The sequence below is a fragment of the Mesorhizobium sp. USDA 3734 genome, from assembly GCF_056279665.1.
In genome coordinates this window covers 4187596-4211824 of record NZ_JBWCCW010000001.1, presented here as the reverse complement: position 1 = coordinate 4211824, position 24229 = coordinate 4187596, and the positions used below count along the sequence as shown (strand labels likewise).

Below are 24229 nucleotides of genomic sequence, written 5' to 3'. Positions count from 1 at the left end.
GGACAAACGGATACCCGTTTGTCCAGACATCATGCTCTATCTCTAGAGCCTGCGGCGGCTACTGCTGGATGGTAACCTTGCTCAGGCTGAACAGCGTGCCCGTCGGTGTCGGCACGAACCCGGCGATGTTCTTCTGCTGGGCCGTATAGCTGTAGGAGGTGTAGAGCCAGATCCACGGCGACATTTCCGCGAGGTGTTTCTCGAACTCGGCGAAGATCACCTTGCGTTTCGCCGGGTCGGTCTCGGCACGGCCCTGCTGCATCTGGCTGTCGAGCGTGTCGTCGATGTAGTTCGCCACCTTCTGCAGGTTGCCCGCCTTGGTCCAGTAGCGGTTGTACATTGTGTAGGGGTCGGCGCGGCCGCCATTGAGCGCGATCGCCATGTCGAAATCGCCCTTCAGCCAGGCGTCGACATAGACGTTGAGCTCCATCATCTTGATGTCGAGCTTGACACCGATTTCGGCGAGTTGCGACTGGACGACCTGGGCTTCCGCCGCCGCCGTCGGCGGCTCGCCGGTGGCGCCGATCACGGTCGCCGAAAAGCCGTCGGCGTAGCCGGCTTCAGTCATCAGCTTCTTGGCTTTTTCGACGTCGCGCTTGTAGCAGAACAGTTGGCTGGGGTCGGTCGCGAGCGCCGGGATGGTCAGCGGTCCGGTGACCTTGCCTTCGCCGAGCGAAGCGGTGTCGAGCACTTCCTGCCGGTCGATGGCGCAGGAGATGGCCTGACGCACCTTCAGTTCGGTCATCGGCTTGCGCGACGGATTGAGCTGCAGCACGTGATAGGCCAGCACCGGCACGCGGTTCAGCTGCAGGCTGGCCTCCTTCGGCACCAGCGTGGCGACCAGCGGGTCGTTGAGCAGCGCGAAATCGATTTGCTTGGTGCGCATGGCGGCGAGGATCGCCGCTTCGTCCGGCAGCACGCTGATCTCGATGCCGTCGACGCCGGTCGCGCCGCCGGCCCAGTCCTTGTTGGCGCTCAGAACTTCCTTGGCGTTGGGGTCCCATTTGTCGAGCTTGAAGGGACCGGAGCCAACCGCCTTGGTGCCGATCGAGCCGGCCTTGATTTCGCTTGCCGGGACGATGGCCGCGTTGACGTCGCTCATCGCCGTCAGGATCGGCGCATCGGGCTGCGACAGATGGAACACGACGGTCGCCGCATCCGGCGTGTCGATGCTGGCGATCGACAGGAAGTTGGCGCGGGCAGCAGCACCCGTCTTCTCGTCGAGGATGCGCTCGAACGATGCCTTGACGTCGGCCGAGGTCACGGCAGCGCCGTCCTGGAATTTCGCCTTGGGATCGAGCTTGAAGGTCAGTGCCTTGCCGTCCTTGGAAAACTCCCAGGAGGTGGCGATGGCCGGGATGATCTGCAGGCTGGCATCGACCCGCACCAGTGGCTCATAGATCAGCTCCAAGAGCCGCAGCGACGAAAACGCCGTCTGCTTGTGCGGGTCAAGCCCGGTGGCGTCCTGCGACCAGGCCATGTGCAGCGTTGCCGCATTCGCCTGCGTTGAAACTACAGCCAAGCCGAGCATCGCGGCCAGCGTGATACCCGACAGCAGTGTTCTTGTGAGGTGCTTTGCCATTGTCGTCTCCCATTTTGATTTGACTTGATGCCTTGCAGTTTCCGCCGACCGCTTCCAAGACACACGCGCTTTGGAGTATCGGCCCAGTCTATGCGGCTTCACGCCGTCTTGTCTAAAGCGGCTCTAGCCGTCTTGCTCATCCGGGCTTCAGCCCGTCGTATCGCTGATTGCCTTGCGCAGGAAGCCTCCGGCCTTGCCGAGAGCTGCGCGCGCCTCCTCGACCCCCATGCCGGTGATCGTCACCAGGATCGCCAGTTTCACGTCATTGCCGGTCTGGCCGAGCACCTGTTTTGCCTGCTGTGCGGGACAGCCGGTCGTCTGCATGACGATCCGGATCGCCCTGGCGACCAGCTTCTTGTTGGACGGATTAAGATCGACCATCAGATTCTCATAGCTCTTGCCGATGCGGATCATCGAGGCGGTGGTCAGCATGTTGAGCACCAGCTTCTGCGCGGTTCCCGATTTCAACCGGGTCGAGCCGGTAAGCACTTCCGGGCCGACGACCGGCGAGATGGCAATGTCGGCGATGCCGGCAATGGTCGACGCCGGATTGCAGGACAGGGCAACCGTCGTTGCGCCCACCTGCTTGGCATAGTTCAGCCCGCCGATGACATAGGGCGTGCGGCCGCTGACCGCGATGCCGACCACCACATCGTCCGATGTGAGCCCGATCTCCTGCAATGCCCTGGCGCCCATTTTCGGATCGTCCTCGGCGCCTTCCGTCGACCGCACCAGCGCATCGGGACCGCCGGCGATCAGGCCGACGACCATGCCTTCGGGCACGCCGAAAGTGGGCGGACACTCCGATGCATCGAGAACCCCAAGCCGCCCGCTGGTGCCGGCGCCCATATAGACAAGCCGCGCGCCTTTCTGGAAGGCCAGCACGATCCGGTCCACTGCGGCAGCGATGTCCGGCAGGACCTTGCCGGCGCCCATATAGACAAGCCGCGCGCCTTTCTGGAAGGCCAGCACGATCCGGTCCACTGCGGCAGCGATGTCCGGCAGGACCTTCAGGACCTTTTCGACGGCCGCCGGGACAGCCTTGTCCTCATCGTTGATCTTGCGCAGGACATCGATCGTCGGCAGCAGGTCGATGTCCATCGTCCTCGGGTTCCGGCCCTCGGAAACCAGCCGGTCCAGCTCGGACATCAACCCTTGTTCAGTCATTTCAGTGCTTTCAAAAACCATGCGGCACAGCCGGAAGAGCATGGCCCGCCGACCGGCGCGCTAACACACGGACCAAAGGGTCCGAGGTCGCTACCCTGTTTTCTTTCGTTAACTTTTTAGAATTGGATATTCATACCGTCAACAGGTATTTGGAATATTTTATTCCTTCTCCGATAAGGCGCTACCGACCGTCGAGGGACCTTTTGGCAAGAATGATCGCTCCGGAGACGGCATCGCCGTCAGCGGGCTTAAGCCGGCGCCGGACATCGGGGGAGAGCCAGGGTTCTAGCGGACTGGCGAGGCCGCCTAGCAAGGTCACTCGGGGCGCGCCTTTTTCGAACAGCACCCGCACCAGCGTATCGACTTGCTCGGCCGCGCTTTGCACGATGCGCCGTCCGGCCGGATCGCCTTGGTCGGCATGGCGCATCACCATCGGCGCGAGCGCGGCATAGTCGGTGGCACTGGCGCGGTCCATCCAGGCGACCGCTTCCATCGGGTCACCCTCGAAGCGCTGCATCATCTCCGCCAGAAGTGCTGTCCGCTCATGCCGGCCATCATGGGCGCGCAACGCCAGTTGCACGGCTTTCAGGCCAAGGTCGGCGCCGCTGCCCTCGTCGGAGATTGGAAAGCCGTAGCCGCCGACACGCAGGTCGCGGCCGTCGACAAAGCCAAGGCCGATCGAGCCCGTTCCGGCGATGACGATGGCGCCGTCCTGGCCGGAATGCGCGCCCAGGCAGGCGCCGACGCCGTCGCTGACGAAATCGATGCTGGCGAACGGATGCACGACCGCCCGCAATGCCTCCAGCGCACCCTTGCGGCCGATGCCGGCAAGGCCGATGCCGGTGTGGATACGAGCGATCTCCGCCGATCCAAAACCTGCTTCCTCGATCGCCGTGCCAAACGCTTTTGCGACCGATGCCCAGGCGGCGTCGATACCGAGCCGCGTTGTCGCCGGACCCGACAGGCCTTGTCCCAGCACGTTTCCCTGGGCGTCCTCGATCCGTGCCCGGCAACCGGTACCGCCGCCGTCGACGCCGAGAAAATAATCCGCGCCGCCGTTCATGCGCTCAGCCGCTCTATGTCGGCGCCGCACAGGCGCAGCTTGCGGTCCAGTTGTTCATAGCCACGGTCGAGGTGATAGACCCGGTTGATGGTCGTCTCGCCCTTGGCGACCAACGCCGCCAGCACCAGTGACACCGATGCGCGCAGGTCGGTGGCCATCACTGGCGCGCCATGCAGTTTCTCGCCGCCACGCACCAGCGCCGTGGTGCCTTGCAGCTTGATGTTGGCGCCGAGCCGAATCAGTTCGGGAACATGCATGAAACGGTTCTCGAAGATGGTTTCACGCAGCAGCGAGGCGCCGTCAGCACAACACATAAGCGCCATGAACTGCGCCTGCAGGTCGGTCGGAAAACCGGGATAGGGTTCCGTCGTGAGGTCGACGGCCCTGAGCGGCCGGTCGCGCGAGACGATGAGCCCGCGGTCACCGGGCCAGACGCTGACGCCGGTGGCCTCCAGCAGTTGCACCACCGAGGCCATGTGCTCGAGCCGGGCATGGGTCAGCTCGAGCTGGCCGCCGGTGATCGCCGCGGCGATGGCATAGGTGCCGGCCTCGATCCGGTCCGGGATGATGTCGTGCCTGGCGGCATGCCAGCTCGTATCGCCGGCAATCAGGATGCGGTGCGTGCCGGCGCCCTCGATGCCGGCACCCATGGCGTTGAGGCAAGCGGCGAGATCCGCCACTTCCGGCTCACGCGCCGCGTTGAGGATCTCGGTTTCGCCCTTGGCCGTGGTCGCCGCCATTATGGCGGTTTCCGTCGCGCCGACCGATGGCGAGCTCAAGACGATGCGCGTGCCGGTCAGCCCGTTCGGGGCAGAGGCGACGATCGAACCGTTCTCGATGGCGATCCTGGCGCCCAGTGCCGCGAGTGCCGCGACATGCATGTCGACCGGCCGCGCGCCGATCGCGCAGCCGCCCGGCAGCGAAACCCTGGCATGGCCGAACCGCGCCAGCAGCGGCGCCAGAACGAGCACCGTCGCCCGCATCTTTCTGACCGTGTCGTAGGACGTCTCCTTGGAAACGGCGGCGCTGGTGTCGATCGTCGCGGCATGCGCCGACCGCGTCACTTCGGCACCGTGCAACCGCACCACGCCGAGCATGTTTTCGACGTCGGTCACATCTGGCAGATTGGTCAGTTCGAGCGGGTAGGGGCTGAGCAGGGCGGCCGCTATCTGCGGCAGGGCGGCATTCTTGGCGCCGGATATGGTGACCGCGCCTTCCAGTCTTTGTCCGCCGACGATCCGCAATCTGTCCATGGGCTGAAACCTTGTGCGACGAAAAGCCGGCCACACTCGGGCGGCTCTCTCTGGAGATGCTGATCCGAATCCCGGATTTTGGCCCGGTCCAGTTCGAGAATTAATTCTACGTTCTTGGCTGTCAATCGGAATTGGAATATTTTATTCCTTGGCCCAGCAGCTAAAAGCGCGAGGAAATCCCGTGTCCGTCCTGAACAGGATCAATGCGAAACTCGACGGCATGGCGCCTGGCGATCGTGAGATCGGCCAGTACATCGTCGACAATCCTGATCAGATGCTGCGCCTGTCGACGGCGGCTCTGGCAGCCGAGATCGGTCGCAGCCAGTCGAGCGTCGTCAAGTTCAGCCAGAAGCTCGGCTATGCCAGCTATCAGGAGCTCAAGCTCGCCGTCAGCGAGGCCAAGGCGCAGGAATGGCAGGTGCCGGCCGGCGTGATTCATGGCTCGATCGAGGTCGGCGACAACTACCAGGTCATTCTGAAGAAGCTGATCGGCAGCAAGCTTCTGTCGATGCAGCGGACCGCCGAGGCCAACAGCGAGCGCATCATCTCCAGGACATTGGAACTGCTGGACAACGCGCGCCGCATCCATCTGGTCGGCGTCGGCGCCTCCTCGCTCGTGGCGCGCGATTTCTCCTACAAGCTGATGAAGCTCGGCCGCAATGTCCTGCATGACAGCGACAGCCACATCCAGATGGCCAATGTCTCGACGCTCGGGCCCGGCGACGTGCTGTTCGCGCTCTCCTATTCCGGCGCCAGCATCGAGACCTTGCGTATCGCGGAGCTTGCCCGCAAGCGCGGCACGATGGTGATCGCCGTCACCGGCCTGCACGACAATCCGCTGAGCCGGGTGGCCGACATCTGCCTCTACACCATCGCCGACGAAGAGCGTGCGCGATCCTCCTCCATCACCGCGCGCGACGCGCAACTGACGCTGACCGACCTGTTGTTCATCCTGCTGGTGCAGAAGCAGCCGGATGCCAACGAGTATGTCCACAACAGCGAAGTGGCGGTCTCGGTGCTGAAGGCGGAACGGTCGTCGTAGCGCCAGAGGCGATACTGGACCGCGCACGCCGGTTCCACGACCGTCTGGCTCGGCGACTACGGCAAAGCCATCTCTTGCCTGTCACCCGCGAAAGCGCGACCCTGCCTGATCTGGCGACGCTTCCGCCGAAATCCGCAAGGAGACAAAAATCATGACATCCGATGTGGCCGTCATTGCAGGCGCGGGCGCCGGCTTGAGCGCGTCGCTTGCGCGCCTTCTCACCCGGGAAGGCTTTCGCGTGGTTCTGGCCGCCCGCAACGTAGAGAAGCTGAGCGCCCTGGTCGACGAGACCGGTGCGCTGGCCGTCGAGACGGATGTCGCCGACGCTGCGTCCGTCGCCAGGCTGTTCGATGCCGCCGACAAGGCCGGTCCGTTGGCGCTTGCGGTGTTCAACGCCAGCGGGCGCACGCGCGGCCCGATCGCCGAACTCGATGCCGAAGCGGTCAAACAGGCGTTGCTGGTCGGCGCTTATGGCGGCTTCCTGGTCAGCCAGCAGGCGGCGCGCCGGCTGCTTGTCCGAGGTTCCGGCTCGATCCTGTTCACCGGCGCCAGCGCGAGTGTGAAGGGATTTTCCGGCTCGGCCGGCTTCGCCATGCCGAAATTCGGCCTGCGCGGCCTGGCGCAGTCCATGGCCCGCGAACTCGCCCCGAAGAACATCCATGTCGCCCACTTCATCATCGACGGCCAGATCGAGCCGCCCGGACAGGCAGTCGATCCTAACCAGCCGGACCGCCGCCTGTCACCGGACGCTATCGCCGAGGCCTATCTCGCGACCCATCGCCAGCATCGCAGCGCCTGGAGCTCGGAACTTGAGCTGCGGCCCTGGGTCGAGACGTTTTGACGATCCAGCGAATCGCCCAGGGGAAGCAACGCAATCCTTCCGCCACTTCTATACGTTAGGAGATGCTCATATTTCGCAATGATATGCTGTCTATCCAATATATAAAAAAGCATAGTGTAATATATACGTTTGTTTAACTTCGGTTGTGCATGTTGCTGGCTTTCCTGGGCCAATTGAGAAGGCGCATGTCGGTTACTCGTCGTACGCTGCTTGCGGCCGGAAGCGGCGGGTTGCTGATCTCGCAAGCCTGGGCGGCCAACACTCCAGGAGAGCAGGCGGAGAACGCCCCAAAGCCTATTGCGAGCGGCAATGCGCTGCGCATCGCAATGCCGGGCTTCGCCTCCAATCCGTTCTTCCCGGCCGACGGATCGGGCGACAATGGCATAGACATGGAACTGGCCCACGGCATCGCTACGGCGCTTGGTGTCGAGCCGGTGTTCGACCGATCCGCCACAACGTTCGACGGCATGGTGAAACAGGTAAGTTCCGGTCAGGCGGACCTGGCGATTGGCAAGCTCAGCCGGACGCTTCAGCGCGGTCGATCTATCGTCTATTCCCGGCCCTACGCCATGCTGCGCCAGGGGCTGATCGCCAACCGCCTCAGCCTGGCACGTATTGCGCAGGGCAAACCGCCTGAACAGATCATCCGCGATTTCTCGGGCGATCTCGGCGTGATCGAGGGCTCTTCATTCGCCACCTATGCGGCCACAACCTTCCCGCACGCGCAAATCCACCGCCTGGCGAGCTGGGATTTGATTGTCGATGCGATCCGAAACGGGACGATCGACATGGCCTATCGCGATGATTTCGAGATCAAGAAGCTGATGGTCGACGATCCGTCGATGACGGTCGTCGCGCGCTCGATCACGCTGACGGACAAGGTCGACACGATCGCAATCGGCGTGCGGCCCGACGATCCGCATCTCGCGGCCTTTGTCGACCTGTATCTCGATCTCGCGCGGGGTCAGCAGGTTCTCAGCACCGACGAGATCATCGCCCGCTATCGCCTGGGGAGCAAAGCCTGACGATGGCCATCTCCGACGTAGCCGGACCCCTGCCTTTCGATTGGCGCCTGGTGGCAAGGCGCATATTGCGCTCGCCCGTGACGACGATGGCGATGATTGCGGCAGGGATCCTGTGCGGCCTCTACTATCCAGGGTTTGCCCATGCGATCAGCCCTGTCGCACAGCTCTACCTGAATTTCCTCAAGATGGTCGTTCTGCCCTACCTGGTCTCATCGGTCATCTTCTCCATCACGGCGATGGTCCAGGACCCGAAATCGGTCCGTTACCTGGGCAAGGTGGGTATGGCCGTGCTGGTCGTGTCGTTTCTGAGCGTGCTGGTGAGCGGCACATATTCGCTGATCCTGCAGCCGGGTCAGATCGAAAACCCGCAGTCGCGCATTGAGCTTGGCGAGTTCATCAATTCCCAGGGTAGCGTATCCACCGATCTCGCCTTCCCGTTCCAGCCGCCGCCCTCCAATGGCGACCCAAATGGCGGGCATTCGATCCTGCTCGACCTCGTGCCGAACAATGTCTTCAATGCGCTGGCCTCGGGCCAGACCATCCAGGTCCTGCTGTTCTGCCTGCTTTTCGGGCTGGCAATGGGGAAGATTCCGCAGCCCTCGTCGATGAGCCTCACTCAGGCGCTCAACGCGGTCTACCGGGCCTGCACGGTGCTCACCAACTGGTTCATCTGGGGATTGCCCTTTGCAACCTTCATCCTGATCGCGGACCAGACGGCGTCGACCGGAACCAAGCCGCTCACGCTGATGGGCGGCTACCTGCTGGTGATGGGTCTTTCCTGCCTCACATTCGTTGCCGGCGCCTTTGCCATTATCGCCATCAGGTCGCGACGAAGCTACTGGACGACGATCAAGACCTGCCAGCCGCTTCTCATGGTGGCCATCACCACACGCTCCACGGTCGCCTCGCTGCCGTGGGTCATCAACCTGTTGACCGAGCGCCTGAGGTTCAGCCTGGTGGTCGTCGAACTGCTCGTGCCGCTGCAGGCGGCATTGCTGCGGACGGGCCCGGCGCTGCTCTACACTTCGGGTGCGCTGTTCATCGCTCAGCTCTACGGTCATCCGCTTGCAGTCCCGGACCTCTTGCTCGTCGGCATCATCTCAGCGCTTCTCGCGCTCACCACCGGCGGCATGGGCAGCCTGCTCATCCTGTCCCAGATGTCCATCGTGTGCGGCTACCTGAAGCTTCCCTTCGAGGCGGCGTTCGCCCTGTTCGTCGCGGTGGATGCGGCCGTGGACACGTTCATGACGCTGGCCAGCGTTTGCACCGTCGCGGCGAGTACGGCAATGATCGCTCCCAGCCACAGGGAGGCGACGCAACCTGAAACCGTCTCGGGACAGCTCGAACCCGAGCCCGTGCGATGATCGACGACAGCATCCGTCCCCAGCTCGGCATTGTCGGCGGCCTCGGGCCGCTTGCATCGGCTGACTTTTACTTCAAGCTGACCCGAATGACCCAGGCGTTCCGGGACAACGAACATGTGCCTGCCGTCATCCTCAGCGTACCGCAGCTACCCGACAGGACCGAAGCGATCCTCGCCGGCCATGACGGACCGCTGGCGCCCCTGAAAGCCGCGGTCTCGACGCTCAATGCGCTCGGCGTTGCCTGTATCGCGATGCCGTGCAACACCGCCCATCATTGGTACGATCAACTGGCAGCGAATTCGCACGCGGAGATCATCCATATCGGCGACGCAGTGGTAGCGGAAACGCGTCGTAGCCTGGAACGGGGTCGGGCTGCAATTCTCGCCACCCAGGGCACGCTGGTCTCCGGCTTCTATCAGGACAGGATGTCGGCGGCGGGATTTGAGCTCTGCCTTCCCGCGAACACCGAGTTTCAGGAGCGCGTCGACAGCGCAATCAGCTTCGTCAAGGCTGGTTCGATCGCGGATGCGGCGGTCGAAACCGAGCGTGCGCTCGACATCGCGCAAGCGGCTGGCGCTGATGCCGCCCTTCTCGGCTGCACCGAACTGTCGGTGGCCGCCGCCAGCCTCGCCGATGTGAATGGATTGGTCGTCATCGACAGCAATGCGGCCTTGGCGCGAGCCTGTCTGACCCGATTGGGTTTCGGTGCGCAAGAAGCCCGAGGCCTGCCGACCGTATCGCGGCCGCGGGGACATGACCGATCGATACGCGCCAGCTCGGTCGCACTGGCCCAGCCGTATGAAGCGGCGGTCTTGCTGCTGAAGGCCGAGCGGTGCTGATAGTTCGAGACCGTCAGCCTTGGCGCGGCACGCCCCTGGCAAGCAGGTAGACGAGATACGGTCCGCCAAGCAGCGAGGCGAACAGGCCGGCCGGCAGTTCGTAGGGAAAGGCCGCCATGCGCGACAGCCAGTCCGATACGATCATCAGCAAGGCGCCCAAAAGCATTGCGCCAGCAAGGTGGACGCGTGCGCGGGAAAATCCCACCAGCCGGGCAAGGTGCGGTCCGATCAGGCCGACGAAGCTCAATGGGCCAACGACCATGGCGGCGAGCGCTGTCAGCATCGCGGCGACAATGATCAACATCAGCCGTCCGCCGGCGACCGGAATGCCCAGCCCGCGCGCGCTGTCGGGTCCGAGCGGCAGGATGTCGAGCCAGCGGGCGGCGAGAAACAGCGGCAGCGTCAGCGGCAACAGACAGGCGAGTGCTAGTCCTGCATCCAGGGGGGTTGCCTGGCCGGTCGAGCCGCTCAGCCAGCGCAGCAGGAGATAGGACTGCGCGTTGCCCATGGCGATCGTCGCGGTGATCGCCGCACTGCTCAGCGCACTCATGGCGATGCCGGCAAGCAGCAACCGCTCGGCGCCAAATTTCGCTCGTGCGGCAAGGGCGAGCATGGCAATCAACGCCGCCAGTGAGCCCAAGGCGGAGCCGGCGAGTTGCCAGCCGAGATCGGCCGTGGCGCTGACCATCAGCACGGCGGTCAGCCCGGCACCGGCACCGGTGCCGACGCCAAGCACTTCGGGGCTCGCCAACGGGTTGCCGGTGACCCGCTGGATGACGACGCCGGCTGCCGCCAGCATGGCACCGGCGGCTGCCGCCACGCCGATCCGTGGCGCGCGCCAGGCGGCGAGGTCGTTCAGCACGTCACCGCTGGCGACCGACCAGCCCGTCGGGCCACGCCCAACGATGAGCGCCACGGCGGCGGCGACAAGTGTCACTGCAAGCAGCAGCAGGATAATGAGCCAGGGTCGGCTGGCCTTGCGCGGTGCAGTGCCATTGGCCACGAGATGCGGCCATTCGAACAGGCGCAGCCTGGGCAACAGCCACAGCAGCAGCGGGCCGCCTAGAAGTGCGGTGCCGGCACCCGTCGGAATGCGCTCTCCGCCGGAACCGGCGGCGAGCTGCACCAGCCCGTCCGTCAGCCACAGCAGCACGGCGCCGATCAGCGGCGCGGCGATCAGCTTTTGCCGCAAGGTGCGTGCGCCGGAAAGCGAGGCAAGTGCTGGCGCGGCAAGGCCAATGAAACCGATGACGCCAACCTCGGCCGCGACAGTCGTCGCCATCCACACGGCAAGCGCGATGATGAGAAAGCGGCTTGAGTGACGGGCGACGCCCAGGCCGCGCGCCGAGGCGTCGTCGAGGCCAAGGACGGTCAGCGGCCGCAGCAGCATCAGCGCCGCAACGGCGCCGGCCGCCAGTCGAACCGTCAGCGCGATGGTCGGCCCCCAATCCTGCTGGACCAGCGAACCACCGCCCCAGATGAACAGCGAGAACAGATACTCACCATTGGCGAGGATCAGGGCGGCACTGACGGAACTCGCGGTCAGCGCCACCATCATGCCGGCGAGCACGACGGACACCGGCTCCAACCCGCGCCGCCAGGTCAGCGCCAGCACCAGCAGCACTGCCGTGGTGCCACCGGCAAAGGCGACCAGTCCCTGCGCTCGCTCCATCAGAAATGGCGCGTATAGCGAGGCGATCGTCATGGCCAGTTGCGCGCCGGCCGAAATGCCGAGCGTCGATGGCTCGGCCAGCGGATTGCGCAGCACATGCTGCAAGAGCAGGCCAGACAGGCCGAGCACAGCACCCGCCAGCACGGCCACTGCGGCGCGCGGCAGCGTGCTGTAGAGCAGGATGACACGATCGAGGTTAATGCCGTCGCCCGGCAGTGCGGCCGGCCACTGCATGCCGACCCGCCATGCAAACAGAAGTGTTGCCATCGCCGCCAGGAAGCTCCACAGGGCGATTGGCGACAGTGTGGCCCCAGATATGGCGCGACGATCGATTGTGCGCTCAGCCATGGGTCTGTCCAGCAAGTGCCGCCGTGGCCAGCCGTGCGAAGCGGCGTGCGGATGGGAGGCAGCCGAAATGGTTGACCGGCTCCAGCACCGCGACGCGGTTCGCGCGCACGGCCGGCAGGGCGTTCCACAAGGCGTTTGTCGGAAGCGAGCGCCCAACATCCGCCGGCAGCGGCGAGACGATCAGGATCGATGCCTCGGGCACGCGCGCCAGCGCCTCCAGCCCCACTGGCGCTGCCGCACTGTAGCTTGTCTCGTCGGTCCATGCATTGACCAGGCCGAGACGCGTGAGCACATCGCCGAACATGGAATCGCGACCGAAAGCGCGGAAATGCCTGCTATCACCAAGGCTGATGGCGAAGATAGGTCGCCCGGAGGACGCCGGCAAGGTGACACGAAGCCGCGCGATTTCCTCAGCCGTATCATCCACATAGCGCTTCGCCTCGGCCTGCGGTCCAAGCTTTTCGCCCAAGGCCAGCGTCGCTGCCTCGGCGAGCGCATAAGGCGGCACACCGGCCTCATAGACCGTCTGCGCAAACACCGGCGCGATGCGCTCGAGCATCGGGCGCTGGTATTCGTAGAAATTGGAGATGACGATGAGATCCGGTGCGACGATGCGCAGCAGTTCGTAATTGGGCGCGCCGCGCAGCCCGAGATCGGTCACCGGTTGGGGGATGGCCGGCTCGACCGCGATCTTGCGGAACTGGATCAGTTCGGTCGCCGCCACCGGCGCGATGCCAAGCGCCAGCAAGGTCTCCAGCATACCCCAGTCGATCGCGGCAACACGTATTGCCGCAGCTCTGGCGGCGGCGGATGGCAGCAAAGCTGTGGCCGCCAGCGCAAGCACCTGCCGTCTGTTGGGCAGGTGGATCATCGCTGGCGGATTTGGCTCGCGGCTACCAAGTCGTATGCGCCTTAAGCTTGAACGAACGGCCTTCACCATAGGAACAGGTCAGCGTCGTCTGGCAGCTCGACACATAGGTCTTGTCGAAGAGGTTGGTGATGTTGAGATCGATACCCCAGTTCTCCTTTTCGTAGCCGAGCTTCAGATCGGCCAGCGTAACCGCAGGCACCTTCGCAGTGTTGGCATTGTCTGCCCATGAGGAGCCGAGATACCGCAAACCGCCGCCGATCGAGATGCCGTCGTACCAGCCGCCGCGGAACGTGTAGTCGACCGAGGCGGAGGCCATAACCTCGGGTACGATGAAGGGCGTCTTGCCGATGAGTGCCGGGTTGGCGTCCTTGGTGATGTCTATGTCGTAGGCTGTGAATGCACCCGTGACTCGGAAATCGTCGGTCACGTTCACCTTGCCTTCGAGTTCAACACCGCGCGAGCGCACTTCGCCGGTCTGCATCTGCGTGAAGAGAGTAACATTTGAAGGGACGTTCTGACGCGTCAGGTCAAACAGCGACAGGGTGAACAGTCCATCGACAAAGGTCGGTGCGTATTTCACGCCGACCTCATATTGCGTGCCTTCCTCCGGCTTGAACAGATTGCCGTTGGCGTCGGTGCCGATGATCGGATTGAAGAAAGTGGCGATGCTGGCATAGGGGGTTACGCCGTTGGCGAATTCGTAGGCCAGGCCGGCGCGCCCGGAGAAGTCTCCGACGGTGCTGCTCTGTGAGCTGGAACTCGCTGAGTAGTATGTCGGGCCGTTGTCGGCGTCGAGCCAGCCACGATCGTAGCGGCCGTTCAACGTCACCAGCCAGCCATCGCCGAAGCGCAGCTGATCCTGCGCATAGAAGCCAAGCTGCTTCTGCGTCAGGTTCTGGTTGAGGTAGCTGACGCGTGGGGTCAGCGGTGAGCCGTACACCGGATGAAAGGCGTCAATGGGGTTGTCATAGTTGGGATCGTAAAGGCCAGAGGACTGTACCTGGTCGATGTTGTAATATTTGAAATCGACGCCAGCAAGGATCGTATGTTCGATGGGGCCGGTCACCACCTTGCCTTCAATCTGGTTGTCGACAAGGAAGGTCTTGGCCGTGGTGTCATGGTCGAAATTTATCCGGGCTAGATCGGTAGGCCCTCCGACGAGTGACCAGCCGTTCGGATAGACGCTGACCTCATTGATATCCGCAGCGGTGAAGCGGGCGTTGGAGCGAACGGTCCAATCATTGTCGAACTCGTGCTCGAACTCATAGCCAATGGAGCCCTGTTCGCGCTTGTAGAGGTCGATGCTCGGTTCGGTGAAATTCGCATCCGGGTCGATGCGGCCGTAGTTCACGCCGCCGACAACGTGATCGACCACGGTGCCATCGTAGGGCAGGAAGCTGCCGCCATTGTGGTTCTCGTCGATGTGGCTGTAGTTGGCCAGAATGGTCAGCGTGGTTGCTTCGTCCGGCTTCCAGGTGATGCTTGGCGAGATGAAGCCGCACCAGCCGTTCTGCAGGTCGCTGTAGGTGTCGCCACCGGCGACCTTGCCCGTCATCCGGTAGCTGACCGCGCCATCCTTGGCCACGTCGCCAATGTCGAAGCCGAGATAGACATTGCCGGCGTCGTTGACGCCGGTTTCGACATAGCGCTTGCGTTCGAACTCCGGCCGCTTGCTGACATAGTTGACCAGACCGCCGGGATTGCTGCCGCCATAGAGCACCGAGGCAGGCCCCTTCAGCACTTCGATGCGCTCCAGCCCGAAGCTGTCGACATAGAAGCCGCCGAAGCCGTAGCTGAACAGCTGCAACCCATCCATGTAGGTGCCAGTGGCCGTCGCCTGGAAACCGCGGATGAACAGCCAGTTGGTGTCGCTATCCGGGCCGAAGGGCTGCGCGAAGACGCCGGCGGTGTAGCGTAGTGCTTCGTCGGCTTTCTGCGCGCCCTGGTCGTCGATCTCCTGCCGGCCGACCACCGAGATGGATTGCGGGATGTCCTTGATCTCGGTCGCCGTCTTGGAGCCGGTCTTGGTCTTCTTGGCGACGACACCCTTGACCGGTCCGGTCGCGCTGTCGCCGGCTTCGCCCTCGACCACAACCGGTTCAAGCTGGGTGCTGGTTTGCACAGCCTGCGCGAACGCGGCCATCGTCGGGAACATCGCGGCTGCGGCGACACTGGCCGCCAGAAGCGCTTTCACCCGGTAAATTTTGCTCATTAGGAAAGTTCCCGCCTGTCGATATTGAGATACCTGATCATTTATCTCAACTTATCTGCGGGTCATTGGATGGAATTGGGCGGTTTGTCCATTCTTGTCCAAACGAGGGACATCGCGACGCCATGTTGCGGAAATGTCACTGGGCGCTCTTCGCCCATGCGCCGGGCGTCACTCCAACGACCGACTTGAACACGCGTGTCAGATGCGCCTGGTCGAAAAAGCCGGTCGCCTCGGCGATGTCGCCGAGCGATGCGGCGTCACGCGCCATCATCGCCTTCGCCCTGTCGACTCGAGCCTGCATCTGCCAGCGATGCGGGCGGCACGCCTGTCGCAGCCTTGAAGGCGTGGCTCATCGCGGTTTCGGACAGGCCGGTCAGTGCTGCGAGGTCGGAGAGGCGGATCCTGTCCAGGCAATGCGCATCGATGTAATCCGTGACCAGCCGTAGCTTGCGGCGCGACAGCGGCGACCGACGCCTGGCGGTATCAGGCTTGTCGATCTGGAACAGGCTTGCAAACAGGGCGTTGAGCAGGCCCTCGCCATAGAGGTCATGCAAAGGCTGGTCGCTGCCGCACTCGGCGGCGATCAGGCCGGCAAGCATGGCGACGCGGTCGTCGCGAAACTGGAAACGCGACATCTGCAAGGCTTCAAGATCGAGGCTGCGGCCGAAGCGGCGCATCAGCGTCGCCGCCTCGAAATGCAGGTCGAGATGCCGGATCCGCCGCAGTCCCTCGACCCGGCCGCGGATTGGCACGCCGGCCGGTATGTAGGCCATGGAGAAGGCCTTGTCGTGGCGGCGCAATTCGCCCTTGGCGCCTTCGACGAAGAAGGCGCCGTCGCCGTCCACATCGAGCGCAACGAACAGCCGGGGGTCGGGAGAGACATAATAGCCTTCGGCCCTGTTGCCGCATGAAACATCCCAGAGGTCGGCGACCACGCCATCCCAGACATGCCATTTCAGGTCGCCGATGACGGCAAAACCCTGAATGCGGCTCTCCATGCGCGGGACGAAGCTCAAACCCTGTTTCCTCGTGGTGTCGATCGTCCCGCAACATATATTCATGATGAAAATTATCAAGTTTTATGTCATGTCAAACCGGCCCGCTTTGCCACGGCAGGCGGCCAGGAAGAAACGATCGGGTGCCGTGGCTCCAGTGCGTGATGTGGTCGGAACTGTTTTGCCGGCCCGGCCATCGCCCTGTTGGCGATGATCAGGCGCCGGTTGGCCTAAACGCTTTCGAGGTATGTCTCGATCTCGAAATCGCTGACATTGAGCGCGAACGTGTTCAGCTCTTGCCGTTTGCAGGCAACGAAAGAGTCGCGCAGGATTGCCGGAAAGATCTCCGCCACATGCGTCCCGCTTTCAAAGGCAGCGATCGCCGACGCCCAGTCCGGCGGCAGCTTTGCCGGCGGAAGGCCCTGGGCATCGCTGCCGATCGGATCCCCTGGCGACAACTGTCTTTCAATGCCGGTCAGTGCGGCGCCCAATATGGCCGCAAGCACCAGATAGGGATTGGCGTCCGCACCCGAAACGCGATGCTCGATACGGCGCGCGCCGCTCGGCCCGCCGGGAATGCGGATCGCGACCATGCGGTTCTCATAGCCCCAGGCGACCGCGGTCGGTGCGTAGGATCTTGGGCGCAGCCTGCGGTACGAATTGAAATGTGGTGCGAACACCAGCGTGCTCTCGGCCATTGCCGCAAGCAGGCCGCCGACCGCATGACGCATGATCTCCGAGCCTTGATCGGTGCCGTCATCGAAGACATTGCGCCCTTCGCCGTCGACCAGGCTGAAATGGACGTGAAAGCCATTGCCGGCCCGGTCGCCATAGGGCTTGGCCATGAAACAGGCGGCAAAACCGTGCTTGCGGGCAATGCCCTTCACCGTGCGCTTGAACAGCACCGCATCGTCGGCCGCCCGCAAGGCGTCCGCGACATGGTTCAGATTGATCTCGAACTGACCGACGCCGTTCTCGGCGATGGCCGTGTCGACGGGAATGTCTTGCGTCCGGCAGGCCTCATAGACGTCATGGATGAAGGATTCGAAATCATCGATTTCGTCGATCGACAGCGCTGCGTCGGAATCGAGACGGCGCCCGGTCACCGGCGAGACAGGACCGACCGGCCGCTGCGACTGCGGATCGACGAGGTAGAATTCGAGTTCCGTCGCCGCGACCGGAGTCAGGCCCAAGGCCTTGTAGCGATCGAGGATGCGGGCCAGCGCCCGTCGCGGGTCGCCGAGATAGGGCGCGCCGTTTTCGTCGGCGAGCCAGAGCGGGATGAGCGCCGTCGGATGCGCCGTCCACGCGACCGGCAGAATGCCGCGCCCCGTCCATTGGCAAAGCCCATCGGCATCGCCGGTCGAGAAAACCAGCGTGTTGCCTTCGATGTCCTCGCCCCAGATATCGAGCCCGATCAGCGAATAAGGCATGCGCAACTTGCCTTCCAGCGCCTTCCTTGCCTGCTCGACCGGTATGCGCTTGCCACGCATGATGCCGTTGAGGTCGCACACCGCGGCCCTCAGGCTCTGGATGTCGGTTCTGCTTTCAAGCCAGTTCAAAACGTCCGCAATTGCATCGCTCAATTTCTAACCTCTGGTTTTTGAAGGTCCCGCAAGCCTGATCGGCTGCACTGTCCCTGGTAAAGATAGCTTGTGAGTTTTCGAAAACAGACCTGGCTGTCGCCAAGGCTTTTCCTTATTTTTTCAAGTCACTAGCTGGGATGTCGGGAGGCATTTCAAAACCAATTGCGCGATCTGCGATCGCAACATAGAGGCTGGAGGGCGGAAAGCCAAGCACGAGCCGGTAAACCATCGCGCAGTCGCTATCGGCGGGAGCGGCGAGCTCGCTGCGGTCAAATCTGGCGCTCGCAGCGCCCGAGCCACGCTGTGCAAAACCGTCATCACAAATCTTGACCTTGCGCGCACTTGCACCTCTGGCCGCTCTCTGGCTTTTTGGGGTACCCATCGCAACGGACTGATTCGCGTCATGCCGCTCGATTGCAATGTCCCCAAGGCAGTCTGCGGGTGGGTCGTGAAGCGCGCGCAATTTGGCGAAGGAGAAACAGGCATGGCCGAGTTCAAGAAGCCCGAAATCTCCGAGATGAGACCCAAGATCACCGTTATCGGCGTTGGGGGCGGCGGCGGCAATGCCGTCAACAACATGATCGCGGAGCAGCTTCAGGGCACCGAGTTCATTGCCGCCAACACCGACGCGCAGGCGCTGACCATGTCGAAGGCGACGCGGCTGATCCAGCTTGGCGCGCACGTCACCGAAGGGCTGGGCGCCGGATCGCTTCCCGAGATCGGCCGCGCCGCGGCCGAGGAATCGCTCGATGAGATCATGGATCACCTGGCCGGCACGCATATGTGTTTCGTCACCGCCGGCATGGGCGGCGGCACGGGAACCGGTGCTGCGCCGATCATCGCCCAGGCGGCGCGCAAGGCTGGCATCCTGACGGTTGGCGTCGTCACCAAGCCTTTCGCCTTCGAGGGCAGGCGCCGCATGCAGATGGCCGAAGAGGGCATCGAGCGGCTGCGCGAGAGCGCCGACACGGTGATCGTCATCCCGAACCAGAACCTGTTCAGGATCGCCGATGCCAAGACCACTTTCGCCGATGCGTTCGTCATCGCCGACCGCGTACTCTATTCCGGCGTTAGCTGCATCACCGATCTCATCGTCAAGGAAGGCCTGATCAATCTCGACTTCGCCGATGTGAAATCGGTGATGCGCGACATGGGCCGCGCCATGATGGGCACCGGCGAAGCGTCCGGCGAGGGCCGGGCGATGAAGGCGGCGGAAGCCGCGATCGCCAATCCGTTGCTGGACGAAGTGTCGATGAAAGGCGCCAAGGGCGTGCTGGTTTCGATATCGGGCGGCAGGGACATGACCCTGTTCGAGGTCGACGAGGCCGCCACCCGCATCCGCGAAGAAGTCTACGAGGATGCCGACATCATCGTCGGCGCGATCTTCGACAAGAACATGGAAGGCCGCTTCAGGGTCTCGGTGGTGGCGACGGGGCTTGACCGTGCGTTTGGAGCAGAGGATGGCGATGCCGGCATCGCCCGCGACCACGCCGGCCAGCCGCCAGCGCGCACGCTTCAGTAGGATCTGGCAAAAGGGCAGAGCGCCGTCGCGCTCCTGCCCTCAAGCGTTCAGTTCATCCAAATTTCGGGTCGAGACTGCCTGACTTGTAGCGCTTGGCCATTTCGGCGACCGGCAACGGCTTGATCTTCTGCGCGTTGCCGGCGGTGCCGAACTGTTCGAAGCGCTCCTTGCAGAGCTTGCGCATCGCCGCCATCGCCGGCGTCAGGTATTTGCGCGGGTCGAACTCGCTCGGATTTTCGGTCAGCACCTTGCGGATGGCGCCGGTCAGCGCCATGCGGTTGTCGGTGTCGATGTTGATCTTGCGCACGCCGTGCTTGATGCCGCGCTGGATTTCCTCGACGGGCACGCCCCAGGTCGGCTTCATCTGGCCGCCATATTTGTTGATGATCTCCTGCAGATCCTCCGGCACCGAGGACGAGCCATGCATGACCAGATGCATGTTGGGCAGGCGGCGGTGGATCTCCTCGATGACGTTCATGGCCAGCACCGCTCCGTCCGGCTTGCGCGAGAATTTGTAGGCGCCATGGCTGGTGCCCATGGCCACGGCCAGCGCATCGACATGGGTGTCCTTGACGAACTCCACCGCCTGTTCGGGATCGGTCAGCAACTGGTCGTGGCTGATCGCGCCTTCGACGCCGTGGCCGTCTTCCTGCTCGCCGCCGCCGCTCTCCAGCGAGCCGAGCACGCCGATCTCGCCTTCGACCGACACGCCGCCCCAATGCGCCATGTCGACGACGCGCTTGGTGATGCCGGAATTGTAGGCGTAGTCGGCAGGGGTCTTGCCGTCTTCCTTCAGCGACCCGTCCATCATGACGGAGGTGAAGCCGTACTGGATTGCGGTGACGCAAGTGGCTTCGTTGTTGCCGTGGTCGAGATGCATGCAGACCGGAATGTCGGGATGGATTTCGACCAGCGCGTCGATCAGCTTGGCCAGCACGACGTCATTGGCATAGGCGCGCGCGCCGCGGCTTGCCTGCAGGATGACCGGCGACTTGGTCTCCTCGGCGGCCTCCATGATGGCAAGGCCCTGTTCCATATTGTTCATGTTGAAAGCGGGTACGCCGTAGCCGTATTCGGCGGCGTGGTCGAGCAATTGTCTCAGTGTTATGCGAGCCACCCAATAGTCTCCCGTATCTGGTTTCAAGCGCAACGTCGCGGGCCGGCCGGTTAGCGGTCGGCCCTTGATGCTTCTGGCTGGATTTCGAGCCAATCGCAACCTTCACAGGCCTTCTCGATTGCAATTCTTGTTGCAGGGCTGAAATCCGGCCCGTTTGACGACCTTACGCCGCGATTAACTCCCGCGCCGCCAGGATCTGCACGCAGGCGTTGGCCGCCTCCTTGCCCTTGACGGTGAAGTGCTCGAAGAAGAAGCGGTGGTGCTCGGCGCTGTCATGGTAGTTGTGCGGGGTGAGCACCGCCGACAGCACCGGCACGCCGGTCGACAGCTGCACGTTCATCATGCCGTCGATCACCGCGCTGGCGACAAACTCATGCCGGTAGATGCCGCCATTGACGACAAAGGCCGTGCCGAGGATCGCGGCATAGCGGCCGGTCTGGGCCAGGGTCTTGGCATGCAGCGGGATCTCGTAGGCGCCCGGCACGTCGAAGACATCGACGGTGAAACGCTCGCCTCCGATATCGGCCAGTTCCGCCTCGAAGGCCTGTACGCATTGGTCGACGATATCGGCGTGCCAGCGCGCCCTGATAACGGCGATGCGGGTCGTTTCGTAGTCTTTCTGGGAATGCTGATTCATGGGTCCATCCTTCCGTTTCGAACCAGAATCAGGACGCACGATACGGATTAGGCCCGCAAAAAGCGGGCCGGATTCCGTTTCGTTCTCTTCCATCCGGACTGTAACCGTCGGCTCCGGAATCACACCGGATCTGCTGACCTTTCCGATTTTGCCGGAAAGCGCTCGCGGGCTTGGGCCTGCCGCATGACCCGAAAACCGGAATCGGCTTTCGGAAAGGTATCATGCGCACCTAAGGTGCCCTTACCGCCGGTGGGGACTCTCACCCCGCCCTGAGAACATTAACGGCTTTGTATGGAAGGGCAGGGTGCTGCTGTCAACCACGTGCATGGGCGTTGGTCGATACAGTCTGTCAATCAGGCCAGGATACGTTTGTCGGAGCAATGCACTGCGGACTTCAAAGCGCAAGCACCGGGCGTGGAGGCAGCGACGACGGCCAGCGCTTCCCACCTAGGTTCAGGATGACGTACCGGAGAATGTGGAGCGATCGGTCGGCCATGTGGAAAGCGCTTGCTCGGCAACAGCTTCCAGCATGTCGCGGCTAAAGCCGGCTTTGGCTTGTACCGCCATGCCGTGCGTGACAGCCATCACGAATGCGGCAAGCGCTTCGGATTTTGCCGTCTCCGGTAAGTCGCCCTCGGCTTTCGCCCGGTCGAAGCGATCACGAATCTGCGCCTGGGCAGCCGCGCGAAAATCTATCAACGCGTGTCGTACAGGTTCCGCTTCATCCGATCCCGCCACGGCCCCATTGATACCGAGACATCCAGTATGGTCGGGATAACGCGTATTGAGGTCGGCTGCATTGTACAGAATGTGCGCAGCAACCTGGCGCGCCGTGGGTAGCTGAAGCGCCTCTGGAATGTAACCCAGGTATCGCTCGGTATAGCGAGCCAGGGCTTGGCGGAAGAGCGCTTCCTTGTTGCCAAAGGCAGAATAGAGGGCGGGCCTCTCAACGCCTGCAGCCTCAGTCAGGTCAGCGTAGGAAGCACCCTCGTAGCCCTTGCGCCAGAACACACACAGCGCCGCGTCGAGCACCTTCTCCACGTCAAATTCGCGATGGCGTCCCATCAGATCAACTCAGCCATTTTTCCATAATGCGCATTACTAAACCACTTGACAGCCCATGTCCACATTTCATACCAATCGTTATAGTAACGTACGTTATGAAAAATAATTCTCCCACGGAAAGGACTTCTCATGTCGAACATATTGAAGGGCAAGGTCGTGCTCATTACGGGCGGCTCGCGCGGGCTTGGCGCCGCCACGGCGGAAGCGTTTGCCGATCATGGAGCAGACGTTGCGATCAGCTACGCGGCCTCGGCCGAGAAAGCCGAAGCCGTCGTGGCGAAGCTCAAGGCAAAGGGTGTTCGCGCTATTGCGGTAAAGAGCGACCAAGCCGACCTTACTTCCGGCAAGTCATTGATCGACTTGGTGATTGCTGAATTCGGTAAGCTCGACATCCTCGTGAACAATGCCGGCATCGCAATTCAGGGTCAGTTGGTGGACGATCCCGGCCTTGATGGAGAGGCCTACAATCGACAGTGGCAAGTCAATGTCATGGGCTCGATCGCCAATACTCGCGCGGCGGCGTCCAAACTGACGGACGGTGGCCGCATCATCTTCATCGGCTCTTTGCTGGGCTCCTACGTGCCTTTCAAGGGGGTCGCCGACTACGCCGGAACGAAGGCGGCGCTCGCCGGATACGCGAAGGGTATCGCCCGCGACCTCGGCCCCCGCAACATCACTGTCAATGTCTTGCAACCGGGCATCATGCCCACGGACATGGCCTCTGAAGTCGCCGGTGAGCTTCCGGACCGTGAAGCCATCATGGACCTGCATCCGATCCGTCGCATTGCAACCCTTGAAGAGGTGGCGGAGATCGTTTGCTTCCTCGCCGGACCACATGCGGGCTACATCACCGGTGAATCCATCGATGTTGCCGGTGGTCTCGGAATCTGAGCGTGAAGATTAGGCCGAAGAAGATCAAAGCTCCTACACGCCCAGAAGGAAGAGAGATGACCGATAAGTTTGGTGCAAAATCGACAGCTGACGAGGTGCTTTCCGGCGTCGACCTCGGGGGAAAGCGGTTTCTCGTAACGGGCGCATCGTCGGGCATTGGGCTCGAAACCGCCCGCTCACTGGTCTCTCACGGCGCTAGCGTCGTCGGCGCGGTCAGGAACCTCGCTAAAGCCGAGCCGGCCATTGCTCCGGCCCGTGACGCCGGGTCGCAAGCAGGTGGCAGCCTGGAGTTGATCGAGCTCGATCTGGCATCCTTGCAAAGCGTTCGCGCCTGTGCGGATGAACTGCTTAACGGCCAGCCGTTCGACGCTATCATCGCCAATGCTGGCGTGATGGCAACTCCGTTCGGTCGGACGATCGATGGCTTCGAGGTCCAGTTCGGGACGAACCATCTTGGTCATTTTGCCTTGATCAATCGGATCGAGCCGCTGCTCGCCGATAACGGGCGCCTGGTTATGCTGTCGTCGCAGGCTCATCGCGTCGCTGATGTCGATCTGGACGATCCGAATTTCGAGCGACAGGTATACGACCCATGGGTTGCCTATGGTCGATCGAAAACGGCCACCTCTCTCTTCGCGGCGGAATTCGATAAGCGGCATCGCGATCGCGGCATCCGGGCTGTCTCGGTGATGCCCGGGAATAGTCTCACGGACCTACCGCGCCATCTCTCACGGGAGAACTTGCAGGGTCTTTTCGAGACCGTAGGCAAAGCTCGCGCCGAAGCGGGTCTTCCTCCACCGGAACTGAAAGAAATCCCACAGGCAGCCGCAACGACGGTCTGGGCCGCGGTCGTGGCTAACAGTGACGAAATCGGCGGACACTATCTCGAAGATTGCGCGGTCGCGCCAATCGATGACACGCCCAACCCGTTTGCAGACGGCGTAAGGTCATATGCGCTCGACGCCACCAGAGCTAAGCAGCTTTGGGCGAAAAGTGAGGAACTGACAAGGGCTGCGCTGTGAGGGCTATCGCGCACATCTGAACGCAAGAATCCATTCCACTTTCGTACTCGACTAGGCGGCTCTCAAGAGCGCGCCGAGAGCCCTGATGTCCCTCTGATGGATGCCGCCCAAGGTG

21 protein-coding genes and 1 riboswitch are annotated in these 24229 nt (G+C 62.8%); of the genes, 8 read left to right on the top strand and 13 right to left on the bottom strand.

Going from position 1 to position 24229, the window contains the following annotated elements:
- Nucleotides 1-58 precede the first annotated feature (58 nt).
- The 4 genes from ACZ89F_RS20610 to murA form a co-directional block, all read right to left on the bottom strand.
- A complete protein-coding gene (locus ACZ89F_RS20610) occupies nucleotides 59-1582 on the bottom strand; it encodes an ABC transporter substrate-binding protein (RefSeq protein ID WP_476093835.1) in 1524 nt (507 codons plus the stop codon).
- A 147-nt stretch (nucleotides 1583-1729) separates the two neighbouring features.
- Entirely contained in the window at nucleotides 1730-2749 is a 1020-nt protein-coding gene (gene murQ / locus ACZ89F_RS20605) for an N-acetylmuramic acid 6-phosphate etherase (protein WP_476093834.1), read from the bottom strand.
- A gap of 181 nt (nucleotides 2750-2930) precedes the next feature.
- Nucleotides 2931-3812, bottom strand: a complete 882-nt coding sequence (locus ACZ89F_RS20600) for a glucosamine kinase nucleotide-binding domain-containing protein (RefSeq protein ID WP_476093833.1) — start codon at nucleotides 3810-3812, stop codon at nucleotides 2931-2933.
- Entirely contained in the window at nucleotides 3809-5065 is a 1257-nt protein-coding gene (gene murA, locus ACZ89F_RS20595; RefSeq protein ID WP_476093832.1) for a UDP-N-acetylglucosamine 1-carboxyvinyltransferase, read from the bottom strand. Before murA ends, ACZ89F_RS20600 begins: the two co-directional genes overlap by 4 nt.
- 181 nt (nucleotides 5066-5246) lie before the next feature.
- Here murA and ACZ89F_RS20590 point away from each other — a divergent pair, with 181 nt between their 5' ends.
- From ACZ89F_RS20590 to cuyB, 5 genes are all read left to right on the top strand, one after another.
- Complete coding sequence (locus ACZ89F_RS20590) at nucleotides 5247-6107, top strand: MurR/RpiR family transcriptional regulator (protein WP_476093831.1); 861 nt, start codon at nucleotides 5247-5249, stop codon at nucleotides 6105-6107.
- Between the two features lie 151 nt (nucleotides 6108-6258).
- Nucleotides 6259-6948 carry an SDR family NAD(P)-dependent oxidoreductase gene (locus ACZ89F_RS20585; protein WP_476093830.1) on the top strand — a complete coding sequence of 230 codons (690 nt, stop codon included), beginning with the start codon at nucleotides 6259-6261 and terminating at the stop codon, nucleotides 6946-6948.
- 185 nt (nucleotides 6949-7133) lie between these two features.
- Nucleotides 7134-7973 carry a substrate-binding periplasmic protein gene (locus ACZ89F_RS20580; RefSeq protein ID WP_476093829.1) on the top strand — a complete coding sequence of 280 codons (840 nt, stop codon included), beginning with the start codon at nucleotides 7134-7136 and terminating at the stop codon, nucleotides 7971-7973.
- 2 nt (nucleotides 7974-7975) lie between these two features.
- Nucleotides 7976-9337 (top strand): dicarboxylate/amino acid:cation symporter, encoded by a 1362-nt coding sequence (locus ACZ89F_RS20575; RefSeq protein ID WP_476093828.1) that lies wholly within the window; start codon nucleotides 7976-7978, stop codon nucleotides 9335-9337.
- Complete coding sequence (gene cuyB / locus ACZ89F_RS20570; protein WP_476093827.1) at nucleotides 9334-10176, top strand: cysteate racemase; 843 nt, start codon at nucleotides 9334-9336, stop codon at nucleotides 10174-10176. Before ACZ89F_RS20575 ends, cuyB begins: the two co-directional genes overlap by 4 nt.
- Before the next feature lie 13 nt (nucleotides 10177-10189).
- Here the strand turns inward: cuyB and fhuB are convergent, their stop codons facing one another.
- The 6 genes from fhuB to ACZ89F_RS20540 form a co-directional block, all read right to left on the bottom strand.
- Nucleotides 10190-12196: a Fe(3+)-hydroxamate ABC transporter permease FhuB gene (gene fhuB / locus ACZ89F_RS20565; RefSeq protein ID WP_476093826.1), complete on the bottom strand. Its 2007-nt coding sequence runs from the start codon at nucleotides 12194-12196 to the stop codon at nucleotides 10190-10192.
- The gene (locus tag ACZ89F_RS20560; RefSeq protein WP_476093825.1) at nucleotides 12189-13067 is read right to left on the bottom strand and encodes an ABC transporter substrate-binding protein; all 879 of its coding nucleotides are present in this window, start codon (nucleotides 13065-13067) and stop codon (nucleotides 12189-12191) included. The genes fhuB and ACZ89F_RS20560 overlap by 8 nt, the downstream gene beginning before the upstream one ends.
- Before the next feature lie 22 nt (nucleotides 13068-13089).
- A complete protein-coding gene (locus ACZ89F_RS20555) occupies nucleotides 13090-15279 on the bottom strand; it encodes a TonB-dependent siderophore receptor (protein WP_476093824.1) in 2190 nt (729 codons plus the stop codon).
- Nucleotides 15280-15415: 136 nt separating this feature from the next.
- Entirely contained in the window at nucleotides 15416-15550 is a 135-nt protein-coding gene (locus ACZ89F_RS20550) for a helix-turn-helix domain-containing protein (protein ID WP_476093823.1), read from the bottom strand.
- Nucleotides 15537-16295 carry a helix-turn-helix domain-containing protein gene (locus tag ACZ89F_RS20545; RefSeq protein WP_476093822.1) on the bottom strand — a complete coding sequence of 253 codons (759 nt, stop codon included), beginning with the start codon at nucleotides 16293-16295 and terminating at the stop codon, nucleotides 15537-15539. Before ACZ89F_RS20545 ends, ACZ89F_RS20550 begins: the two co-directional genes overlap by 14 nt.
- Nucleotides 16296-16504: 209 nt before the next feature.
- On the bottom strand, nucleotides 16505-17860 hold the full coding sequence (locus ACZ89F_RS20540; RefSeq protein ID WP_476093821.1) for a glutamine synthetase family protein: 1356 nt from the start codon (nucleotides 17858-17860) through the stop codon (nucleotides 16505-16507).
- A 484-nt stretch (nucleotides 17861-18344) separates the two neighbouring features.
- Between ACZ89F_RS20540 and ftsZ the strand changes: the two genes are divergently transcribed.
- A complete protein-coding gene (gene ftsZ, locus ACZ89F_RS20535; protein WP_476093820.1) occupies nucleotides 18345-19382 on the top strand; it encodes a cell division protein FtsZ in 1038 nt (345 codons plus the stop codon).
- 52 nt (nucleotides 19383-19434) lie between these two features.
- Here the strand turns inward: ftsZ and fba are convergent, their stop codons facing one another.
- The 3 genes from fba to ACZ89F_RS20520 form a co-directional block, all read right to left on the bottom strand.
- Nucleotides 19435-20499, bottom strand: coding sequence for a class II fructose-bisphosphate aldolase (gene fba, locus ACZ89F_RS20530; RefSeq protein ID WP_013532928.1), 1065 nt, complete (start codon nucleotides 20497-20499; stop codon nucleotides 19435-19437).
- A 163-nt stretch (nucleotides 20500-20662) separates the two neighbouring features.
- Nucleotides 20663-21136 (bottom strand): 6,7-dimethyl-8-ribityllumazine synthase, encoded by a 474-nt coding sequence (locus ACZ89F_RS20525; RefSeq protein ID WP_476093819.1) that lies wholly within the window; start codon nucleotides 21134-21136, stop codon nucleotides 20663-20665.
- Nucleotides 21137-21213: 77 nt separating this feature from the next.
- A riboswitch (FMN riboswitch) is annotated at nucleotides 21214-21417 on the bottom strand.
- A gap of 172 nt (nucleotides 21418-21589) precedes the next feature.
- Nucleotides 21590-22201: a TetR/AcrR family transcriptional regulator gene (locus ACZ89F_RS20520; RefSeq protein WP_476093818.1), complete on the bottom strand. Its 612-nt coding sequence runs from the start codon at nucleotides 22199-22201 to the stop codon at nucleotides 21590-21592.
- 129 nt (nucleotides 22202-22330) lie between these two features.
- Between ACZ89F_RS20520 and ACZ89F_RS20515 the strand changes: the two genes are divergently transcribed.
- Together ACZ89F_RS20515 and ACZ89F_RS20510 are read left to right on the top strand one after the other, a co-directional pair.
- The gene (locus tag ACZ89F_RS20515) at nucleotides 22331-23092 is read left to right on the top strand and encodes an SDR family NAD(P)-dependent oxidoreductase (RefSeq protein ID WP_476093817.1); all 762 of its coding nucleotides are present in this window, start codon (nucleotides 22331-22333) and stop codon (nucleotides 23090-23092) included.
- Nucleotides 23093-23148: 56 nt separating this feature from the next.
- A complete protein-coding gene (locus ACZ89F_RS20510) occupies nucleotides 23149-24114 on the top strand; it encodes an SDR family NAD(P)-dependent oxidoreductase (RefSeq protein WP_476093816.1) in 966 nt (321 codons plus the stop codon).
- Nucleotides 24115-24229 lie beyond the last annotated feature (115 nt).